Below are 16,342 nucleotides of genomic sequence, written 5' to 3' on the forward strand. Positions count from 1 at the left end.
GGGCCCCGCGCGGGCCCGCCCTTTCCGGTGCCGGTGACTCTCCCGGCGGCCGGGAGACTCCTGCCGACCGGTGACTCCTCCGCTCAGGACGTCTCCGCCGCGACCGCCTTCGCGGGCACCGGCTCGGCCACGGGGTCCGTCCGCTCCTCGGTGTCCGGGTCGACCGCCTCGGGTTCCCTCGCCTCCGGCTCCACCGCCTCGGGTTCCCTCGCCTCCGGCTCCACCGCCTCGGGTTCCTCGTCCGCGGGTGTGGTGCGCGGGGGCAGCAGGTCGAGGACGGCCTGGCGGTGGGCGTCGCTGGTCGCGTCGTCGTACGGGTCGGGCGTCGCCGGGACCTGAAGGCGCAGCACCGGACCCGTGCCGAGACGGGCGTAGCCGCGGCCCGGGGGGACGTGGGACGTGGGGGTGGTGTGCGGCGGGGCGCCGAGGACCGCCTCCAGCTGCGCGGTGGTGGCGGGTCCGAGGACGACCCGCGCGCGCGTGTGCTGCCGTACGGCGTCGGTGAGGGCGTCCATGCTGTCGAACTGCTCGGCGACGACCACGGTGACGCCCGCGGCCCGGCCGTGCCGCAGCGGCACCTGGAGCAGGGACAGCGGGTCCTTGTCACCGTCCGCCTCGGTGACGTGGCCGAGCGCGGTCGGCCGGTCGAGCAGCAGCCACAGGGGGCGCTTGGTGTCCTCCGGCGGCGGGTTGCCCTCCTGCCGGGCGCGGTTGACGGCGATCAGCCGGCGCTCGGTCTCGGCGGCGGCCCACTCCAGGCCGGACAGCGCCCCGGCCAGGGAGCACTCGACCGCCAGCACGCCGTCGCGGCCGGTCAGGCAGGCGTACTCGCCGGTGCCGCCGCCCTCCACGATCAGCATGTCGCCGTACTGGAGGGCCTGGAGGGCGATGGACCGCAACAGGGTGGACGTGCCGGTGCCCGGCTGGCCCATGACCAGCAGATGCGGCTCGGTGGAGCGGATGCCGGTGCGCCAGACGACCGGCGGGACGTCGCGACGCTCCTCGCCGTGGGTGAGGGGGAGCGTGCGCTGGACCTCGGAGGGGTCGGTGAAGCCGAGGACCGTCTCGCCGGGGGCGGTGACGAAACGCTGGGCGGCGATGTCGGTGGGCAGCGGGGCGAGGACGGTGACGGTGAGCTGGTTGCCCTCCTCGTCCCAGGCGAAGTGGTATTCCCGGCCGCGGCCCGACTTCGCGCTGAGCAGATGCTCCACGCGCGTGCGTGCCTCCGGTTCGCCGTCCGGGAAGTAGGCCGGGTATCGGATCGCCAGGTGGGCGACCCGGCCCGAGCCGTCGAACTCGTACTCGGGGAAGGCCTTCTCCCAGTCGCCGCCGTGGGCGTAGAGCGGCTCGGGGTCCTCGGCGGTCGAGAAGTACGGGACCAGTGCCTCGTAGAGCGACTTCAGCCGCTCCGTCTGTGACGCGTCCGGCCCATCGGGCGTGGCCGGGGGGCGGTCCCGGCCCTGCCAGGCTGCCGCCGCCATCAGGGTGATGACGGCGAGCAGCGGGCCGTACGGCGCCAGGGCCACGACCAGGATCACCGAGGCCACGAGGAACAGCAGCGGGCCGCGCTTGTCCTTCGGGGTGTCGGCCCACTTGCGCCGTCCGGCCGCCGCCAGCCGGCGCAGACCGCGGGTGATCGTGATCAGCGGGTGGAGAACGTCGGTGGCGCTGTCCGCCGCCGTCCGGGCCAGCTCCCGGCTCCGGGCGATCTGCGCGCTGCCTGTGCTCAGGATGCGGGGGAGGGGGCGCCGGGCCACTGCTGTCTCCTGAAGGTGCGTACGGGCGGGACGGACGTCAGAACTTGATGCCGCCGAGGAGGCTCGCGAGGCTCTCGCCGCCGGCCTTGATGCTGGGCGCGATGGCCGTGCTCGCCAGATAGAAGCCGAACAGGACCGAGATCAGGGCGTGCGACGCCTTGAGGCCGTCCTTGCGGAAGAAGATGAAGACGACCACACCGAGCAGAACGACGCCTGAGATGGAGAGGATCATGTGAGTGCTCCTGGTTCGTGGGGACAGTCACCATGAGTACTTCCAGGCTCACAGGATGTATCCATACGATAAAAGGTGCAACTGGGTGAAATCTGGTGAATTTCGCCCATGTGGACGAGCCGTGCTCCACCGGTTGAGACCGGCGGCTGCGCCCGACCGGGGCTGTGCTGATCTTTACCTCCGGCAGATCGGGTCATGTGCGGCGCGAGCCAGTACCCTTGCGATTCACCTGAACGGTTGTAGTGAGAGGCGGTCCGGCCGATGAGTGAAGCCCCCGACCCCGAGGTCGTGGAGCTGGCGACGAAGATCTTCGATCTGGCCCGGCAGGGGCAGACCGACGCGCTCGTGGCGTATGTCGACGCGGGTGTTCCGGCCAACCTCACCAATGACCGCGGCGACTCCCTCGTGATGCTCGCCGCCTATCACGGCCACGCGGAGACGGTGCGGGCGCTGCTCGCCCGGGGCGCCGAGGCGGACCGCGTCAACGACCGAGGCCAGACGCCCCTCGCCGGAGCGGTTTTCAAGGGCGAGGAGGAGGTCATCAAGGCACTGCTGGACGGCGGAGCCGATCCCTCCGCCGGCACGCCGTCGGCCGTCGACACGGCCCGGATGTTCGGCAAGGCCGAACTGCTCAAGCTGTTCGGCGCGGATTGATCTCTTAGCGTCTGATCAGGTAAAACGCACGTTCCGACCAGGCAGGACGACGACCACGGGGGAGGCGGTACGGGGCCGCCGGAAATTTCGGTCGCGGCATCGAGAACCACCGAGTCATCATGACGTCGTGATTCACGGACGCGATGGCTGGGCAGGTGTTGCCGCACCGCGCGGGCCGTGACTCGGTCCGCAAGGGCCACCGACGAGAGGCAGAGAAAGATGGTCTACAGCAAGCAAGAGACGGCGGGCGCCCCGACGTGTTGTCACGCGGCCAGGTAGTGCGTGTTTCCCGGTTGCGTCGACGCTTGATGTGAGGCTGTGTTTCCCATGTTCGATCCGGTCATAGCGCCCAGCGGTACGCTGCTCGGCCTGCTCCAGCGGGGCCGCGGCGACGGCACGCTCCACGCGCTCACCGCCCCCCGTGACGAGGCCCTGACGGCCCTGAACCACTGTGTGCTGCGCGACCCCCGCCACGACTGGCAGGTGGAGAACCGCTCCCTTTACTACGCCCGTCTCTACCTCGACCTGAACGGCGAGCTGGACGCGATCCAGGCACACCTCTTCGACCCCGAGGACATCCTCGACACCGACGAGTCACGCACCGGACTCGCCCTGGCCGTCCTCGGCCACCTCGCCTCCTACGGCAGGCGGGACGCCCTGGAACTGCTGCGCAGGTACGCCGCCCACGGCTCCAACTGGGCCTGGGCCCTCGACGAACTCGCCCTGCGCGACGACGACGCCGGTCTGCGCGCCCTCGCGGCGCCCGTCCTGGCGCGTTTCCCGGCCGGCGCCGAGGGCGACGCCGAGCTGGCCGCCGCCGTACGGGACGCCTTCGAGCCACGGCCCTGGCGGCTGTGGGCCGAGGATCCGCGCGCCTGGATCGCCACCCGCGTGCGGGCCGCCCACGAGACCGGCTGCTTCGACCGCTGGCAGCGGCAGATGCGGCCCACCGGCCCCCGCCCGGGCTGGAGCGTGCGCGCGGTGTTCGAATGGGCCCAGCAAGGCCTCGAACGCGGCGCGGCCCTCCACGTACCGGCCGCCCGCTGTCTGACCGCCGTCGCCGGCCCCGAGGACCGGCCCGAGATCGTCCAGGCGGCCAAGGACGGCAGCGACGGCGCCCGCAGCACCGCCCTGCGCTACCTCGCCGACGGCAACGACCCCGAAGCCCTCGACCTGATCGAGGCCGCCGTCGGCACCGGTTCGCCGACCGTCGTCGAGGCCGCCGTCGACGCCTTCGAGCGGATGCGCAGCGTCGCCGCCGTCGACCGGGCCCGCGGCTGGGCCCGCCGGCCCGATCCGCTGGGCGCCGCCGCCGGCCGCGTGCTCGCCTGCCGGGGCGGGGCCCAGGACAGCGACCTGGTTCTCGGCGCCCTGCGCGAGGCCGTCCGCGGCGAGGGCCCCGACGCCCCGACCCTGTGGACCCTCGTCGACGGCGCCGGACGGCTCGGCATCGCCTGCGCGGCACCCGTGCTGCGCCACGTCTACCGGGAGACCGCCTCCTCCCACCTCCGCGGCCGCGCCGCCCGCGCGCTCGCCGCCACCGATCCCTCCTTCCCCGCCGGATTCGCCGTCGAGTGCCTGTGGGACTGCGAGGAGTCCACCCGCGAACTGGCCGCCCGGCACGCCGAGACCGGCGACACCCGGGTCGTCGAGCAGCTGCGCAGGCTGGCCGCCGATCCGGCGGAGGAGGCGGAGGTCCAGACGGCCGTACGCAGCCGGATCGGGCCGGACGCGCCTGCGGTGTGAGCACGCCGTCGCTGAGCCTTGTGGGTCGCCGGGGTTGCGGTGAGTGGGCCGGGTGACGAGGCCGGCGCGTGGTCAGGTGGCGGGGCAGGAGCATGGGCCCGCGGGATGGCCAGGCGAGTGGGCCGGGTGGCGGCCGGGCGACGGGCCAGGTGGCAGCCCGGGTGACGGGCCGGGCGCCCGGGGTGCGTGAGGGCGGCGCCGGGCCCGGTGTCGGGTGAACGCCGGGTGACCCGGCGGGCAGATCCGCGTGGCCGGATTCCGACCTGTCCGGGTGTGGGTGCCAACGCTCATGGGACGTTCCTCGTCCGGAAAGATCGACGTTGACGCGGCCACGTCCAGCGCGGCGACAACACCCGTATGCGTGTCGTCATCGTGACCGAATCCTTTCCCCCCGATGTGAACGGCGTGGCCCACTGCGCGCTCCAGACCGCCCGGCACCTCGTCGATCGCGGTCACGCGCCCCTCGTCGTCGCACCGGCCCCCGCTCCCGGACAGCGGCCCGACGCCCTCGCGCCGTGCCCGGTCGTCCACGTCCCCTCCCTGCCGCTCCCGGGCTACCCCCAGGTCCGGGTCGCCCTGCCCAGCCGGCGCCTCGCCGCCGCGCTGATCGAGCACCGCGCGGACCTCGTCCATCTGGCCAGCCCCTTCGTGCTCGGCGTCCGCGGCATGGCCGCCGCCGCCCGGCTCGGCATCCCCGCCGTGGCCGTCTACCAGACCGACCTGGCCGGATACGCCCGCACCTACATGGGCGCCGGCGAGGCCGCGGCCTGGCGGCGCATCCGCTCGGTGCACACCGCCGCCGACCGCACCCTCGCGCCGTCCACCGCCTCCCTGCGCGACCTGGAGGCGCACGGGGTGCCCCGGGTGCGGCTGTGGCCGCGCGGGGTCGACACCGTACGTTTCCGGCCGGACCGGCGGGACGAGGCGCTGCGCCGCGAGCTGGCCCCGGACGGCGAGCTGATCGTCGGGTACGTCGGGCGGCTCGCCCCCGAGAAGCACGTCGAACTGCTCGCCGGGGCCTGCGGGCTGCCGGGTGTGCGGGTGGTGATCGTCGGCGACGGGCCCAGCCGGCCCGGCCTGGAGGAGGCGCTGCCCGGCGCGGCTTTCCTGGGCCGCCGTACCGGTGACGACCTCGCCCGGATCTTCGCCTCGCTGGACGTGTTCGCGCACACCGGCCCCTTCGAGACCTTCTGCCAGACCGTGCAGGAGGCCATGGCCAGCGGGGTGCCCGTCGTCGCGCCCGCCGCGGGCGGTCCGCTGGACCTGGTGGACCACGGCCGCACCGGGCTGCTCATCCCGCCGCGCGACGCGGACGCCGTACGGGACGCGGTGGCCGCCCTCGCGGCCGATCCCGCCCTGCGCGCCGCGTACGCCGCCGCCGCGCGGGCCACCGTCGAGGGCCGCACCTGGGCGGCCGTCGGAGACCGGCTGATCGAGCACTACGAGGATGTGCTCGCCGCGCGGAAGGCGGTGCTGGCGGCATGAGCGTGCCACGGACGACGGACCGGCCGCTGCGGATCGTCCGGCTGGCCAACTTCGTCGCGCCCGCCTCCGGGGGCCTGCGCACCGCCCTGCGCGAGCTGGGCAAGGGCTTCCGGGCGGCCGGGCACGAACCGGTGCTCATCGTGCCGGGCGAACGGCACACCGACCAGGACACCGAGCAGGGCCGCGTCATCACCCTGCCCGGCCCGCTGCTGCCCGGGACCGGCGGCTACCGCGTCCTCACCGACCGGCGCCGCGTCGCCGCCCTCCTGGAGGACCTGGCGCCCGACCGTCTCGAGGTCTCCGACCGGACCACCCTGCGCTGGACCGGCCGCTGGGCGCGGCGCGCGCGGGTGCCCGCCGTGATGGTCTCCCACGAGACCGCCGACGGGGTGCTGCGCACCTGGGGACTGCCCGAGGCGGCGGCCCGGCGCGCCGCCGACGCGCTCAACGTGCGGACCGCGCACACCTACTCCAGGGTCGTGTGCACCACGGAGTTCGCCGAGCGGGAGTTCGTGCGGATCGGCGCCCGCAACGTCGTACGGGCTCCACTGGGCGTGGATCTGACGAGCCGTCACCCCTCGCTGCGGGACGCGGCGATACGCGGCCTCCACGCGCGCGGGGACCAGGAACTGCTCGTGATGTGCTCACGCCTGTCCGTGGAGAAGCGGCCCGGCACCGCGCTGGACGCCCTGGCCGAGCTGCGGCGGCGGGGCAGGCGTGCGGTGCTGGCGGTCGCCGGGGACGGGCCGCTGCGCCGGCGGCTGGAGCAGCGGGCGCGCGAGCGGAACCTGCCGGTCACCTTCCTCGGGCACGTCTCCGACCCGTCACTGCTGGGCGCGCTCCAGGCCAGTGCCGACGTCTGCCTGGCGCCGGGGCCCGCCGAGACCTTCGGGCTGGCCGCGCTGGAGGCGATGGCCTGCGGGACGCCGGTCGCGGTGAGCGCGTCGTCGGCGCTGCCGGAGGTCGTCGGGTCCGCCGGCGCCGTCGCGGCGGACAGCGGGGAGGGCTTCGCGGACGCCGTGGAGGCGCTGCTGGAGCGGCCCGCGCGGGAGCGACGGGAGGCGGCACGCGCGCGTGCGGAGCTCTTCGGGTGGGACGCGGCGGTGGCGGCGTTCCTCGCCGCGCACGACGCGGCGGTGCGCAGCGGCACGAAGAGCGCCGCAGTGCTCGAGGGAGCTCCCGAGCGCGGCCTGGGTGCCGGCGTCGCGGAGGGCGGCCCGGGTGTCGCGGAGGGCATCGGATGAGACCCCTGCGGTTCGTCGCGCTGGGCGACTCGCTGACGGAAGGAGTGGGCGATCCCGTCGGGAACGGATGGCGCGGCTGGGCCGCGCTGCTCGCCGCCGGGCTCGCCCCGGGGCCCGTGCGGTTCACCAACCTCGCCGTCAGCGGGGCCCAGACCCGGGACGTGGCGCAGACCCAGCTGCCCGCCGGACTGGCCCTGCGGCCGGACCTGGTGTCCGTCGTCGTGGGCGTCAACGACACGCTCCGCCGCACCTTCGACATCCACGCCGTCGCCGCCCGCCTGGACGAGGTGTACGCCGCCTTCACCGGGCAGGGCGCGGCGCTGCTCACCGCCTGTCTGCCCGACCCCGGCGCCACGCTCGGGCTGCCGGGTGCCCTGGCCCGCCCGCTCGCCCGGCGGCAGCGGGCGGTCAACACCGTGGTCCACGCGCTGTCCGAGCGGTACGGGGCCGTGCATCTGCACGCCTGCGAAGGGGACTGGCTGCGGGACCGGGCGATGTGGAGCGCGGACCGGCTGCACCCCGGCGAGCGCGGGCACCGGCAGCTCGCCCTGCGCTGCCACGCGCTGCTGGCCGAGGCCGGTCTCGCCACCGGGGCGCCGCCCTCGCCGGAGCCGCAGTCCCCGGCGCCGACCAGGGCGGCCGCGCTGTGGTGGCTCGCCACCGCGGGCACCGGCTGGGTGGCCCGCCGCTGCACCGACCTGCTGCCCCAGCTGCTGCGCCTCGCCGCCGACGAGATCCACCACCACGCACGCGGCACCAGCGCCCGCCTCGACCTGCGAGCGACCCACGCGGTGTCGTCGGCGCTGGGCGCGCTGGCGGTGGGGGAACGGCCGGATGCGGCGTAGGGAAGGCAGGGGGACGGGCCTGGGCGGTGTGCTGCCGCGTCGGGGTCCGGGGGGCTAGGCGGGGCCCGCGGTGTGGCCGACCTGGGGTCGGCGGAGTGGCGGCGCTGCGCTGTGGGGGCCTCCGGGCGCCTCCGGGGCGGGATTTGCTGCTGCGCGCCGCTGTGTGTGGGAGGTGCCGGGCTGGGCTAAGCGGCGGCGGACCGAGCCGTAGCGGCTCCCGTGCCCGGGCCCACCCGCGACCCGAGCCCCACCACCCGGCTCCGCGCCGACCAGCCCAGCGCTGGGCGCCCAGCGGCGCAACTTGCCCGGAGCCCGGCTCAGCCACCGCGCAGGGCCCGCCCCAGCGCCGTGCCGGCGCGCCCACCGCCGCTCAGAGCCCGCACCAGCGCCGCGCCGGGCCCGCCCCAGCGCTGCTCAAGGCCCACCCCAACAGGTCCAGTGACCCGCTCAGCGGTGGCGTATCGCGACGAAGCGGACCGGCGTTCCCGGGAGGGCCTGCGCGGCTGCCGGGAGGTCGGTGGGGTGGACGACCGCGATGACCGGGTAGCCGCCGGTGGTCGGATGGTCGGCGAGGAAGACCACCGGGCGGCCGTCCGGTGGTACCTGGACCGCGCCCAGGACCATGCCCTCGCTGGGCAGCTCGCCGGGCCAGGCCCGCTCCAGGGCGGGGCCCTCCGTGCGGAGCCCGATGCGGTTGCTCGCCGCCGACACCCGGTACGCGCGGGACGTGAAGTCGCGCAGCGCCTGCCGGGTGAACCAGTCGTCGCGGGGGCCGAGGGTCACCCGCAGCACCAGTTCGGCGGGCGGGGCGGGCTGCGGAGCGGTGTCCACGCGCGCGTGGGGTGCCCCGGGAGTGCCGAGGGGCAGTACCGCGCCGTCCGTGAGCGGAACCGGGCCCAGGCCGGACAGCAGGTCCGTGGAGCGGCTGCCGAGCACCGGCTCCACGGTGATGCCCCCGGAGACGGCGACGTAGGTGCGGACGCCCGCGCGGGCCTGGCCCACGTCGAGCAGCGCCCCGGCGGGCACCAGCACGGGGGCGCCCCAGGCGGCCGGGTGCCCGTCCACGGTCACGGCGCAGGGGGCGCCGCCGACCGCCACGGTGACGGCCGAGCGGGGACGCAGCGCGCAGCCGGTGAGGGTCGTCTCCAGCACGGCCGCAGCCGGCCGGTTGCCGACCAGCCGGTTGACCAGGGCCGCCGCGGGCGCGTCGAGCGCGCCGGAGCGCGGTACGCCGAGGTGGGCGTACCCGGGGCGGCCGAGGTCCTGGACGGTGGTCAGGGCTCCGGCGCGGACGACGGCGAGGGCACGGTCGGTCATCCCGCCCTCACCCCCGCCTCCGGCACGAAACGCACCCGCGTGCCCGGGGCGAGCAGCGCCGCCGGTTCGCGCGCGGTGTCCCACAGCACCGCGTCCGTCGTGCCGATCAGCTGCCAGCCGCCCGGCGACGACCTCGGGTAGACGCCGGTGTACGGCCCCGCCAGGGCCACCGACCCCGCCGGCACCGCGGTACGCGGCGTGGCCCGGCGCGGGACGTCGTAGCGCGGCGGCAGCCCGGTGAGGTAGCCGAAGCCCGGGGCGAAGCCGCAGAAGGCGACCCGGAACTCGGTGCCCGCGTGGATGCGGGCGACCGCCCGGGGGGACACGCCCCAGTGCGCGGCGACGTCGGCGAGGTCGGGGCCGTCGTAGCGCACCGGGATCTCGACGACCGTGTCCGGGAGCGGCGCCGCGGGCGGGACGTCGGCGGCGGCCAGCTCGGAGGCCACCCGGTCCGGGTCGGTCAGGCCGTCGAGGAGGACCGTCCGCGCGGCGGGCACGATTTCCCGCGCCGTCAGCAGGCCCTCCGCGCGGCGGCGCAGCAGCGCCGCGTGGAGGGCCTGCGCCTCCTCGCCCGAGTCCACCTCGACGAGCAGCGCGCCGTCCCCGACGGGCAGCACCCTCATGCGAAGGCCTCCACGCGTACACCCGCGTCCTCCAGCCGCCGCCGGACCTGCCGGGCCAGTTCGACCGCGCCGGGGGTGTCCCCGTGCAGACACAGCGACCGCGCGCGGACCTCGATGACGGCCCCTGAGCGGGCGGTGACCGTGCCGGACCGGGCGAGGCTCAGCGACCGCTCCACGACGGCTTCCGGGTCGGTGACCACGGCGCCGTCCTGACCGCGCGGCACCAGCGTGCCCTGCTCGGTGTACGCGCGGTCCGCGAACGCCTCCGGCACCGCCGGGAGCCCCGCCTCGGCGGCCAGCTCCAGCAGCCGTGACCCGGGCAGGCCGAGCACGGGCAGCGCGGCGTCCGCCAGCAGCACGCCCTCGACGACGGCGTCGGCCTGCCGCTCGTCGTGCACCACGCGGTTGTACAGGGCGCCGTGCGGCTTGACGTACGCCACGCGGGAGCCCGCCGCGCGGGCGAAGACCTCCAGGGCGCCGATCTGGTAGGCCACTTCGGCCGCCAGTTCGGCGGGCGGCACGTCCATCGCGCGCCGTCCGAACCCGGCCAGGTCGCGGTAGGACACCTGCGCGCCGATCGTCACCCCGCGCGCGGCCGCCAGCTCGCACACCCGGCGCATGGTGACCGCGTCCCCCGCGTGGAAGCCGCAGGCCACGTTGGCGCTGGTGACGACGGACAGCAGCTGCTCGTCGTCGGTCAGCCGCCAGCGGCCGAAGCCCTCGCCGAGGTCGGCGTTCAGATCGATCGCGGTCATGGTTCCCTCATTGTCTCGCTGGGTCACGCCACGCGGTACTGCTCGTCGCGGGCGTCGGTGAGGAGCATCCGGCCCGGTGCGTGGGTGATCGCGAACGGCGGGCGGGAGGCCATCACGGCGGCCTGCGGGGTCACGCCGCAGGCCCAGAACACCGGGATGTCGTCCGGCTCGGCCGTCACCGGGTCGCCGAAGTCGGGCCGGCCGAGGTCGGCGATGCCGAGCGCCGACGCGTCGCCGCAGTGTACGGGGCCGCCGTGCACGGCCGGGAGCAGGCCGGTCTCCCGGATGGCCGTCTCCAGATGGCGCGGCGGCACCGGGCGCATGGACACCACCATCGGGCCGTGCAGCCGCCCGGCGGGCCGGCAGGGGCGGCTCGTGACGTACATCGGGACGTTGCGGCCCTGCTCGACGTGGCGGATCGGGACGCCCGCCGCGGTCAGCGCCCACTCGAAGGTGAAGCTGCACCCGATCAGGAACGACACCAGGTCGTCCCGCCAGTGCGCGCGCACGTCCGTGGGCTCGTCCACCAGCTTCCCGTGCTCCCAGACCCGGTAGCGCGGCAGGTCGGTGCGCAGGTCCGCGCCGTCCGCGAGCACCGTGGTCCAGGAGCCCGCGTCGGTCACGTCAAGCACCGGGCAGGGCTTGGGGTTGCGCTGGCAGAACAGCAGCATGTCGTACGCCCAGTCCGCGGGCACCGCGATCAGGTTCGCCTGGGTGTGGCCCGCCGCGACCCCGGCGGTGGGGCCGGTGAGCCCCGCGCGGATGCGGGCCCGGGCCGCACGCGGGGTCCACGCGCGCGCGTGCGCGTCGACCACGGTCAACGGGCGGTCGTCGGTGGAGGCCGGGGCGAGTGGGCTGTCGTCGGCGGCGGAGGAGGCGAGAGGGCGGTCGTCGGCGGCGGCCGGGTTGGGGCGGCGCGGGCGGCTCATGTGAGTTCCTTCCCGCGGGTCTCGGGCAGTCCGAGCAGGGCCAGCGCGGCGAGGCCGTAGCCGATCGCGCCGAAGACCAGCGCGCCGCCCACGCCCCAGCTGTCGGCGAGGAAACCCACCGTCGTGGGGAAGACCGCGCCGACCGCGCGGCCGGTGTTGTACGTGAACCCCTGGCCGGTGCCGCGCACGGCCGTCGGGTACAGCTCGCTGAGGAAGGAACCGAAGCCGCTGAAGATCGCCGACATGCAGAACCCGAGCGGGAATCCGAGCACCAGCAGCAGGGAGTTGGCGCCGCTCGGGATGTTCGCGTACGCCAGGATGCACACCGCCGACAGCAGGGCGAACAGCCAGATGTTGCGCCGCCGTCCCAGCCGGTCGGTGAGGTAACCCCCCGTCAGGTAGCCGATGAACGCGCCGGAGATGAGGAACGTGAGATAGCCGCCGGTGCCGACCACCGACAGGTCGCGTTCCGTCTTCAGGTAGGTCGGCACCCAGGTGGCGAGGGTGTAGTAGCCGCCCTGGACGCCGGTGGACAGCAGTACCGCGAAGACCGTCGTCCGCAGCAGTCCCGGCTTGAAGATGGCCGCGAAGGAGCCCTTGGCGGGGCTGTGTTCGCGTACGGCGACGGCCTGCGGCGCGTCCTGCACCCGGCGCCGCATCCACACCACCAGCAGCGCGGGCAGCGCGCCGGTCCAGAACATCACCCGCCAGGCCAGGTCGTCGTCGAGGACCGAGAAGACCAGCGTGTAGACGATCACCGCCAGCGCCCAGCCGACCGCCCAGGAGCTCTGGATGGCGCCCAGGGTGCGGCCGCGGTGCTTCGCGCTCGCGTACTCGGCGACCAGGATCGCGCCGACCGCCCACTCGCCGCCGAAGCCGAGGCCCTGAAGGGCGCGGAAGACCAGCAGCGTCTCGTAGTTCGGGGCGAATCCGCAGGCCACCGTGAACACGGCGTAGGTGATCACCGTGATCATCAGGGCCTTGACGCGGCCGATCCGGTCCGCCAGCACGCCAGCGAGGGCGCCGCCGACGGCTGAGACGACGAGCGTGACCGTGGTGAACAGGCCGGTCTGGCCGCTGTCCAGGCCGAAGTACGCGGCCAGCGCGACCATGCTCAGCGGGAGCGTGAAGTAGTCGTAGGAGTCCAGGGCATAGCCGCCGAACGCCCCGGCGAACGCGCGCCGGCCGCGCGGTCCGAGCGCGCGCAGCCAGCCCAACGGTCCGTCTTCGGAGGGGTGTTCACCGGTGGCGGCGTGCGTCTCGCCGGTCAGGGCTTTCGGTGGAGGGGTCGTGCTCATGGGCACCTCGCAGGGAGAGGACGGTGCTTGAGAGTGAGCCAACGCACAGCAACGTAGAGGATCGTTCAACGATCCTTCAATACCCCTGTTGTCTCGTTCTGATGTCTGCGCTTGAATTCCGGGCATGGCAGAGCAGTTGACGGACCTCGCCGACGACCGGGCGCTCCTCGGGCGCACCAGCACCGCCGAGCGGGTCGCGGACATCCTCCGGAGCCGGATCGCCGACGGGTACTTCCCGCCCGGCACGCGGCTGTCGGAGGACAGCATCGGCGGCGCGCTCGGCGTCTCCCGCAACACCCTGCGCGAGGCGTTCCGGCTGCTCACCCATGAACGGCTGCTCGTCCACGAGCTGAACCGCGGGGTCTTCGTCCGGGTCCTGACCGTCGAGGACGTCGAGGACATCTACCGCACCCGCCGGCTCGTCGAGTGCGCCGTCGTCCGCGGGCTGGGCGAGCCGCCGTACGCCGTCGACGCGCTCGCCGCGGTGGTCGAGGCGGGCCGGCGGGCGGCGCGCGAAGGTGACTGGAAAGCGGTGGGTACGGCCAACATCCACTTCCACCGGGAACTCGTCGCGCTCTCCGGGAGCGAGCGCACCGACGAACTGATGCGCAGCGTCTTCGCCGAACTGCGGCTCGCGTTCCATGTGGTGGACGAGCCGCGGGAGCTGCATGAACCGTACATTGCGCGAAATGTCCAGATTCTGGAGGCGCTTCAGGTGGGCGACCGCACCAAGGCCGAGCGCCTGCTCGCCGGCTACCTCGACGACTCGCTGGAACGCGTGGTGGAGGTCTACCGGCGCCGGGTCGGCAAGGACGGCGCCGGTGAGCGCCCCTGAGGGGCGCGGGGCTGTATCGCTGTCCGGCTTCCCCGCGTGGGCGCGGCCGGCCCCGGTCGGCCCGCACCCGGCAGACGACCCCCGTCCCCGGTCCAACCGCGGCGCCGCTCGCCGTTTGGGTCGATGTCAGACCGAGGACCTAGTCTGTGCACCGTGACTTCGCCTGCATCGACGGACAGCGTTCCGCCCCAGCTCAGCGCGGGGCCGCGCCCCGCCACGGGCCCGGCCGCCGACGAGGGACTGGCGCGGCGGCTGCGCGCGCTCGCCTGCACCGCGCCGCTGCACGACCTCGACGCGCGCAAGGCGAACCTGGCCGGTGAGTACTCGGTCTACGGCATGGCGGAGATCGCCCTCGCCGCGATCGACCTCGTCACGCTGAACATGGACTTCGACACCGGCGCCGACCACGAGCAGGTCGTCGCCCGGCTCGTCCCCCGCATCGCCGCCCAGGCCCCGCAGCGACCCGCCGCCGAGCACGAGCGGGTGGCCCGCTGGGTTCTGGAGAACCTGATCAACGTCGGCAGCGTCGACCGCGGCTTCCGCGCGGTCTACGGCACCTTCGCCCCGGACGGCACGTACGTCCGCCGGGACTACGACTTCAAGCTGATCGAGGAGGTCCCCGGCCCCGGCGGCAGCGTCTACCTGCGCACCACGGACGAGGCGGTCAACGTCCTCGTCGGCGCCCTCGACACCGATGTCACCAGCGCCCAGATCGCCGCCGAGGTCAAGCTGGAGGTGCTGATCAGCCGCGGCCGCCTCGCCGACGCCCAGCTCGCCGCCGAACAGGCCCGGTACCGCACCGTGCAGTACTCGGAGACCCTGCGCAAAGCCCTGGACGCCACCCGGCGCAACGTCCGCGCGGTGGACTGGCTCAACGCCGTGCCCGACATGATCGCCGAGGCCCTGGACCACGTCGCCGACCGCTACCGGCACGAGAACGCGATCCTCACCAACATCCGCAAGGCCCGCGACGAGTCCGAGGACCCCGAGCACAAGCGCCGCGCCGCCGAGCTCGTCGACATCGTCAAGGACTGCATCCGCCGTCACACCCAGCTCCAGTCCCGCCTGCTGGAGGCCGGCCCCCTGTTCCGCGCCGAGCAGGACCGCCAGGCCTTCGCGGCCCCGGCGTCGACCGCGGGGATAGACGTCTACGGCCACCTCGTCGCCCCTGTCCTGCCGCTGCCCCTGGAGCAGGCGATCCGTGTCACCGACGCCTGGTTCGCCAAGGGCACCGGCCTGCGCACCCCGGTGTCCGTCCGCGTCGGCGACCTGGTCGACATCCTGCTCACCCCGCCGGTCGAGCGGGAGCACCTGGGCGCCGAGATGCCCGAGCCCGACCTCATCGCCACCCCGGACGACAGCCGCTTCAGCGAGGAGCAGCTGGCCGCCGCGATGGAGCTGCTGGACCTCCCGGCCGACGCGCCGCGCCGGCTGTCCGGGCTGCTCGCCGAGGCCCGCCGGCGGGACCCCGAGCTGCCGTACCTGGTCGCCCTGCTCGCCGTCCACGCGGCCAGCCCGCCCGTCGGCACCGCCTACCGGCAGGGCGAGGAGAAGCTCCTGTTCGCCGTGGACGACGGCACCGAGCTGGACGATCCCGAGTTCGGCGGTGCCGACCTCATCGTCGGGACGGCGCTGCTGGACGCGGCCGGGATGGCGGCGGACAGGACGGAAGCAGCATGACCGAGCACCACAGCAAGGAGCACCGCCCGTGACCGAGCACGTCGAGTGGAGTGAGCCGGAGGCAGCCGCCCCGTCGGCGCAGGCCCCTGTCACCCCCGCCGACGCCGCCGACGCGGCGCGGCTCGTCGCCTTCGGGCTCCAGCCCAAGCTGCTCCCCGCCCGCGACCAGGAGTACGCCGACCTGCTGCGCCGCTACCGGGAGGACCCGCCGTTCGCCCGCCTCGCCGACGCCGTCGCCGCCGGTCTCGGCCTCGTCGTGCTGGAAGTGTCCCCGCGCGCGGGCATGGCCGTCACGGCCGCCGAGGACTCCGTGTTCGCCGTGCGCATGGGGGACTACGCGCGTCGCACCTCCGCCGACTCCGGCGACCGCTTCCTGCACGGCCTCGCCCACCTCGCCGTCGCCGCGATGGCCTTCCCACGCCCCGAGGACCTGGCCGACGACGGCTACATCGGCCGCGTCACCGTCAACGGCGTCGACGCCTTCGTCCGGCAGGCCTGCCGCCGCCTGGAGGAGCGCGCCGCCGAGCAGGGCGAGAACACCGACCCGGTGACGGACGCGCCCGGCCTGGAGGCCGCCTGGCGGGTCTGGTCGAGACGCAGCGCGACCGGAGCCACCAAGGACGCCCGCCGGCCGGCCGCCTCCACGACGGGCATCGTCGCCAAGGCCGTCACGTTCCTCACCGACTCCGGCTTCCTCCAGCGCACCGGCGACGACAACGGCGGCACGTACCGCACCACCGCGCGGTACCAGCTCCAGGTCCGCGACATGGCGGGCAGCGCGGCGCTGGCCGAGCTGCTGGAACTGGGCGTCGTCCCCGTCACCGACGGCACGCCGACCCTGCTGCCCGCCGAGGAGAGCGACGACCTGGACCTGGTGGCCGACGCGGGACTGCCGTTCCACTCCTCCTGAGCCGCCGCACCCCACGCACCCCGTTCCTCCCG

15 protein-coding genes are annotated in these 16,342 nt (G+C 74.7%); 8 read left to right on the forward strand and 7 right to left on the reverse strand.

Annotation, left to right across the window (positions count from 1 at the left end; all coding sequences use genetic code 11):
• Positions 1–83 precede the first annotated feature (83 nt).
• Both ACIG0D_RS33320 and ACIG0D_RS33325 read right to left on the reverse strand, forming a co-directional pair.
• Positions 84–1,757: a hypothetical protein gene (locus tag ACIG0D_RS33320; protein WP_399808603.1), complete on the reverse strand. Its 1,674-nt coding sequence runs from the start codon at positions 1,755–1,757 to the stop codon at positions 84–86.
• Positions 1,758–1,794: 37 nt separating this feature from the next.
• On the reverse strand, positions 1,795–1,989 hold the full coding sequence (locus tag ACIG0D_RS33325; RefSeq protein WP_383386901.1) for a hypothetical protein: 195 nt from the start codon (positions 1,987–1,989) through the stop codon (positions 1,795–1,797).
• 261 nt (positions 1,990–2,250) lie between these two features.
• Between ACIG0D_RS33325 and ACIG0D_RS33330 the strand changes: the two genes are divergently transcribed.
• The 5 genes from ACIG0D_RS33330 (at position 2,251) to ACIG0D_RS33350 (ending at position 7,963) form a co-directional block, all read left to right on the forward strand.
• Complete coding sequence (locus ACIG0D_RS33330) at positions 2,251–2,643, forward strand: ankyrin repeat domain-containing protein (RefSeq protein WP_365766243.1); 393 nt, start codon at positions 2,251–2,253, stop codon at positions 2,641–2,643.
• Positions 2,644–2,970: 327 nt separating this feature from the next.
• Positions 2,971–4,389 (forward strand): HEAT repeat domain-containing protein, encoded by a 1,419-nt coding sequence (locus tag ACIG0D_RS33335; protein ID WP_399808608.1) that lies wholly within the window; start codon positions 2,971–2,973, stop codon positions 4,387–4,389.
• Between the two features lie 357 nt (positions 4,390–4,746).
• Entirely contained in the window at positions 4,747–5,874 is a 1,128-nt protein-coding gene (locus ACIG0D_RS33340; RefSeq protein WP_399808611.1) for a glycosyltransferase family 4 protein, read from the forward strand.
• Positions 5,871–7,118 (forward strand): glycosyltransferase, encoded by a 1,248-nt coding sequence (locus ACIG0D_RS33345; RefSeq protein WP_399808614.1) that lies wholly within the window; start codon positions 5,871–5,873, stop codon positions 7,116–7,118. Before ACIG0D_RS33340 ends, ACIG0D_RS33345 begins: the two co-directional genes overlap by 4 nt.
• Complete coding sequence (locus ACIG0D_RS33350; RefSeq protein ID WP_399808616.1) at positions 7,115–7,963, forward strand: SGNH/GDSL hydrolase family protein; 849 nt, start codon at positions 7,115–7,117, stop codon at positions 7,961–7,963. The genes ACIG0D_RS33345 and ACIG0D_RS33350 overlap by 4 nt, the downstream gene beginning before the upstream one ends.
• Before the next feature lie 447 nt (positions 7,964–8,410).
• On the opposite strand, the gene ACIG0D_RS33355 is transcribed toward ACIG0D_RS33350, so the two are convergent.
• Genes ACIG0D_RS33355 through ACIG0D_RS33375 form a run of 5 tightly spaced genes read right to left on the reverse strand, consistent with a single transcriptional unit; the run spans position 8,411 to position 12,885 of the window.
• A complete protein-coding gene (locus ACIG0D_RS33355; protein ID WP_399808619.1) occupies positions 8,411–9,280 on the reverse strand; it encodes a biotin-dependent carboxyltransferase family protein in 870 nt (289 codons plus the stop codon).
• Positions 9,277–9,903, reverse strand: coding sequence for a 5-oxoprolinase subunit PxpB (pxpB, locus tag ACIG0D_RS33360; protein ID WP_399808622.1), 627 nt, complete (start codon positions 9,901–9,903; stop codon positions 9,277–9,279). The genes ACIG0D_RS33355 and pxpB overlap by 4 nt, the downstream gene beginning before the upstream one ends.
• Positions 9,900–10,658 carry a LamB/YcsF family protein gene (locus ACIG0D_RS33365; protein WP_399808625.1) on the reverse strand — a complete coding sequence of 253 codons (759 nt, stop codon included), beginning with the start codon at positions 10,656–10,658 and terminating at the stop codon, positions 9,900–9,902. The genes pxpB and ACIG0D_RS33365 overlap by 4 nt, the downstream gene beginning before the upstream one ends.
• Before the next feature lie 23 nt (positions 10,659–10,681).
• On the reverse strand, positions 10,682–11,587 hold the full coding sequence (locus ACIG0D_RS33370; RefSeq protein ID WP_399808628.1) for a putative hydro-lyase: 906 nt from the start codon (positions 11,585–11,587) through the stop codon (positions 10,682–10,684).
• Positions 11,584–12,885 carry an MFS transporter gene (locus ACIG0D_RS33375; RefSeq protein ID WP_399808630.1) on the reverse strand — a complete coding sequence of 434 codons (1,302 nt, stop codon included), beginning with the start codon at positions 12,883–12,885 and terminating at the stop codon, positions 11,584–11,586. The genes ACIG0D_RS33370 and ACIG0D_RS33375 overlap by 4 nt, the downstream gene beginning before the upstream one ends.
• Positions 12,886–13,009: 124 nt before the next feature.
• Between ACIG0D_RS33375 and ACIG0D_RS33380 the strand changes: the two genes are divergently transcribed.
• From ACIG0D_RS33380 to ACIG0D_RS33390, 3 genes are all read left to right on the forward strand, one after another.
• On the forward strand, positions 13,010–13,720 hold the full coding sequence (locus tag ACIG0D_RS33380; RefSeq protein WP_399808633.1) for a GntR family transcriptional regulator: 711 nt from the start codon (positions 13,010–13,012) through the stop codon (positions 13,718–13,720).
• A gap of 153 nt (positions 13,721–13,873) precedes the next feature.
• The gene (locus tag ACIG0D_RS33385) at positions 13,874–15,400 is read left to right on the forward strand and encodes a hypothetical protein (protein ID WP_399808635.1); all 1,527 of its coding nucleotides are present in this window, start codon (positions 13,874–13,876) and stop codon (positions 15,398–15,400) included.
• Between the two features lie 28 nt (positions 15,401–15,428).
• Positions 15,429–16,310 (forward strand): hypothetical protein, encoded by an 882-nt coding sequence (locus tag ACIG0D_RS33390; protein WP_399808637.1) that lies wholly within the window; start codon positions 15,429–15,431, stop codon positions 16,308–16,310.
• The last annotated feature ends 32 nt before the right edge of the window (positions 16,311–16,342 follow it).

It is taken from the genome of Streptomyces sp. NPDC052773 (assembly GCF_044547145.1).
GTDB lineage: Bacteria > Actinomycetota > Actinomycetes > Streptomycetales > Streptomycetaceae > Streptomyces.

What these genes read in the sequence shown, in the direction of transcription:
- ACIG0D_RS33355 (WP_399808619.1), bottom strand. Translation starts at nt 9,280, where the DNA reads ATGACCGACCGTGCCCTCGCCGTCGTCCGCGCCGGAGCCCTGACCACC.
- ACIG0D_RS33325 (WP_383386901.1), bottom strand. Translation starts at nt 1,989, where the DNA reads ATGATCCTCTCCATCTCAGGCGTCGTTCTGCTCGGTGTGGTCGTCTTC.
- ACIG0D_RS33375 (WP_399808630.1), bottom strand. Translation starts at nt 12,885, where the DNA reads ATGAGCACGACCCCTCCACCGAAAGCCCTGACCGGCGAGACGCACGCC.
- ACIG0D_RS33380 (WP_399808633.1), top strand. Translation starts at nt 13,010, where the DNA reads ATGGCAGAGCAGTTGACGGACCTCGCCGACGACCGGGCGCTCCTCGGG.
- ACIG0D_RS33330 (WP_365766243.1), top strand. Translation starts at nt 2,251, where the DNA reads ATGAGTGAAGCCCCCGACCCCGAGGTCGTGGAGCTGGCGACGAAGATC.
- ACIG0D_RS33340 (WP_399808611.1), top strand. Translation starts at nt 4,747, where the DNA reads ATGCGTGTCGTCATCGTGACCGAATCCTTTCCCCCCGATGTGAACGGC.
- ACIG0D_RS33365 (WP_399808625.1), bottom strand. Translation starts at nt 10,658, where the DNA reads ATGACCGCGATCGATCTGAACGCCGACCTCGGCGAGGGCTTCGGCCGC.
- ACIG0D_RS33370 (WP_399808628.1), bottom strand. Translation starts at nt 11,587, where the DNA reads ATGAGCCGCCCGCGCCGCCCCAACCCGGCCGCCGCCGACGACCGCCCT.
- ACIG0D_RS33350 (WP_399808616.1), top strand. Translation starts at nt 7,115, where the DNA reads ATGAGACCCCTGCGGTTCGTCGCGCTGGGCGACTCGCTGACGGAAGGA.
- pxpB (WP_399808622.1), bottom strand. Translation starts at nt 9,903, where the DNA reads ATGAGGGTGCTGCCCGTCGGGGACGGCGCGCTGCTCGTCGAGGTGGAC.
- ACIG0D_RS33335 (WP_399808608.1), top strand. Translation starts at nt 2,971, where the DNA reads ATGTTCGATCCGGTCATAGCGCCCAGCGGTACGCTGCTCGGCCTGCTC.
- ACIG0D_RS33345 (WP_399808614.1), top strand. Translation starts at nt 5,871, where the DNA reads ATGAGCGTGCCACGGACGACGGACCGGCCGCTGCGGATCGTCCGGCTG.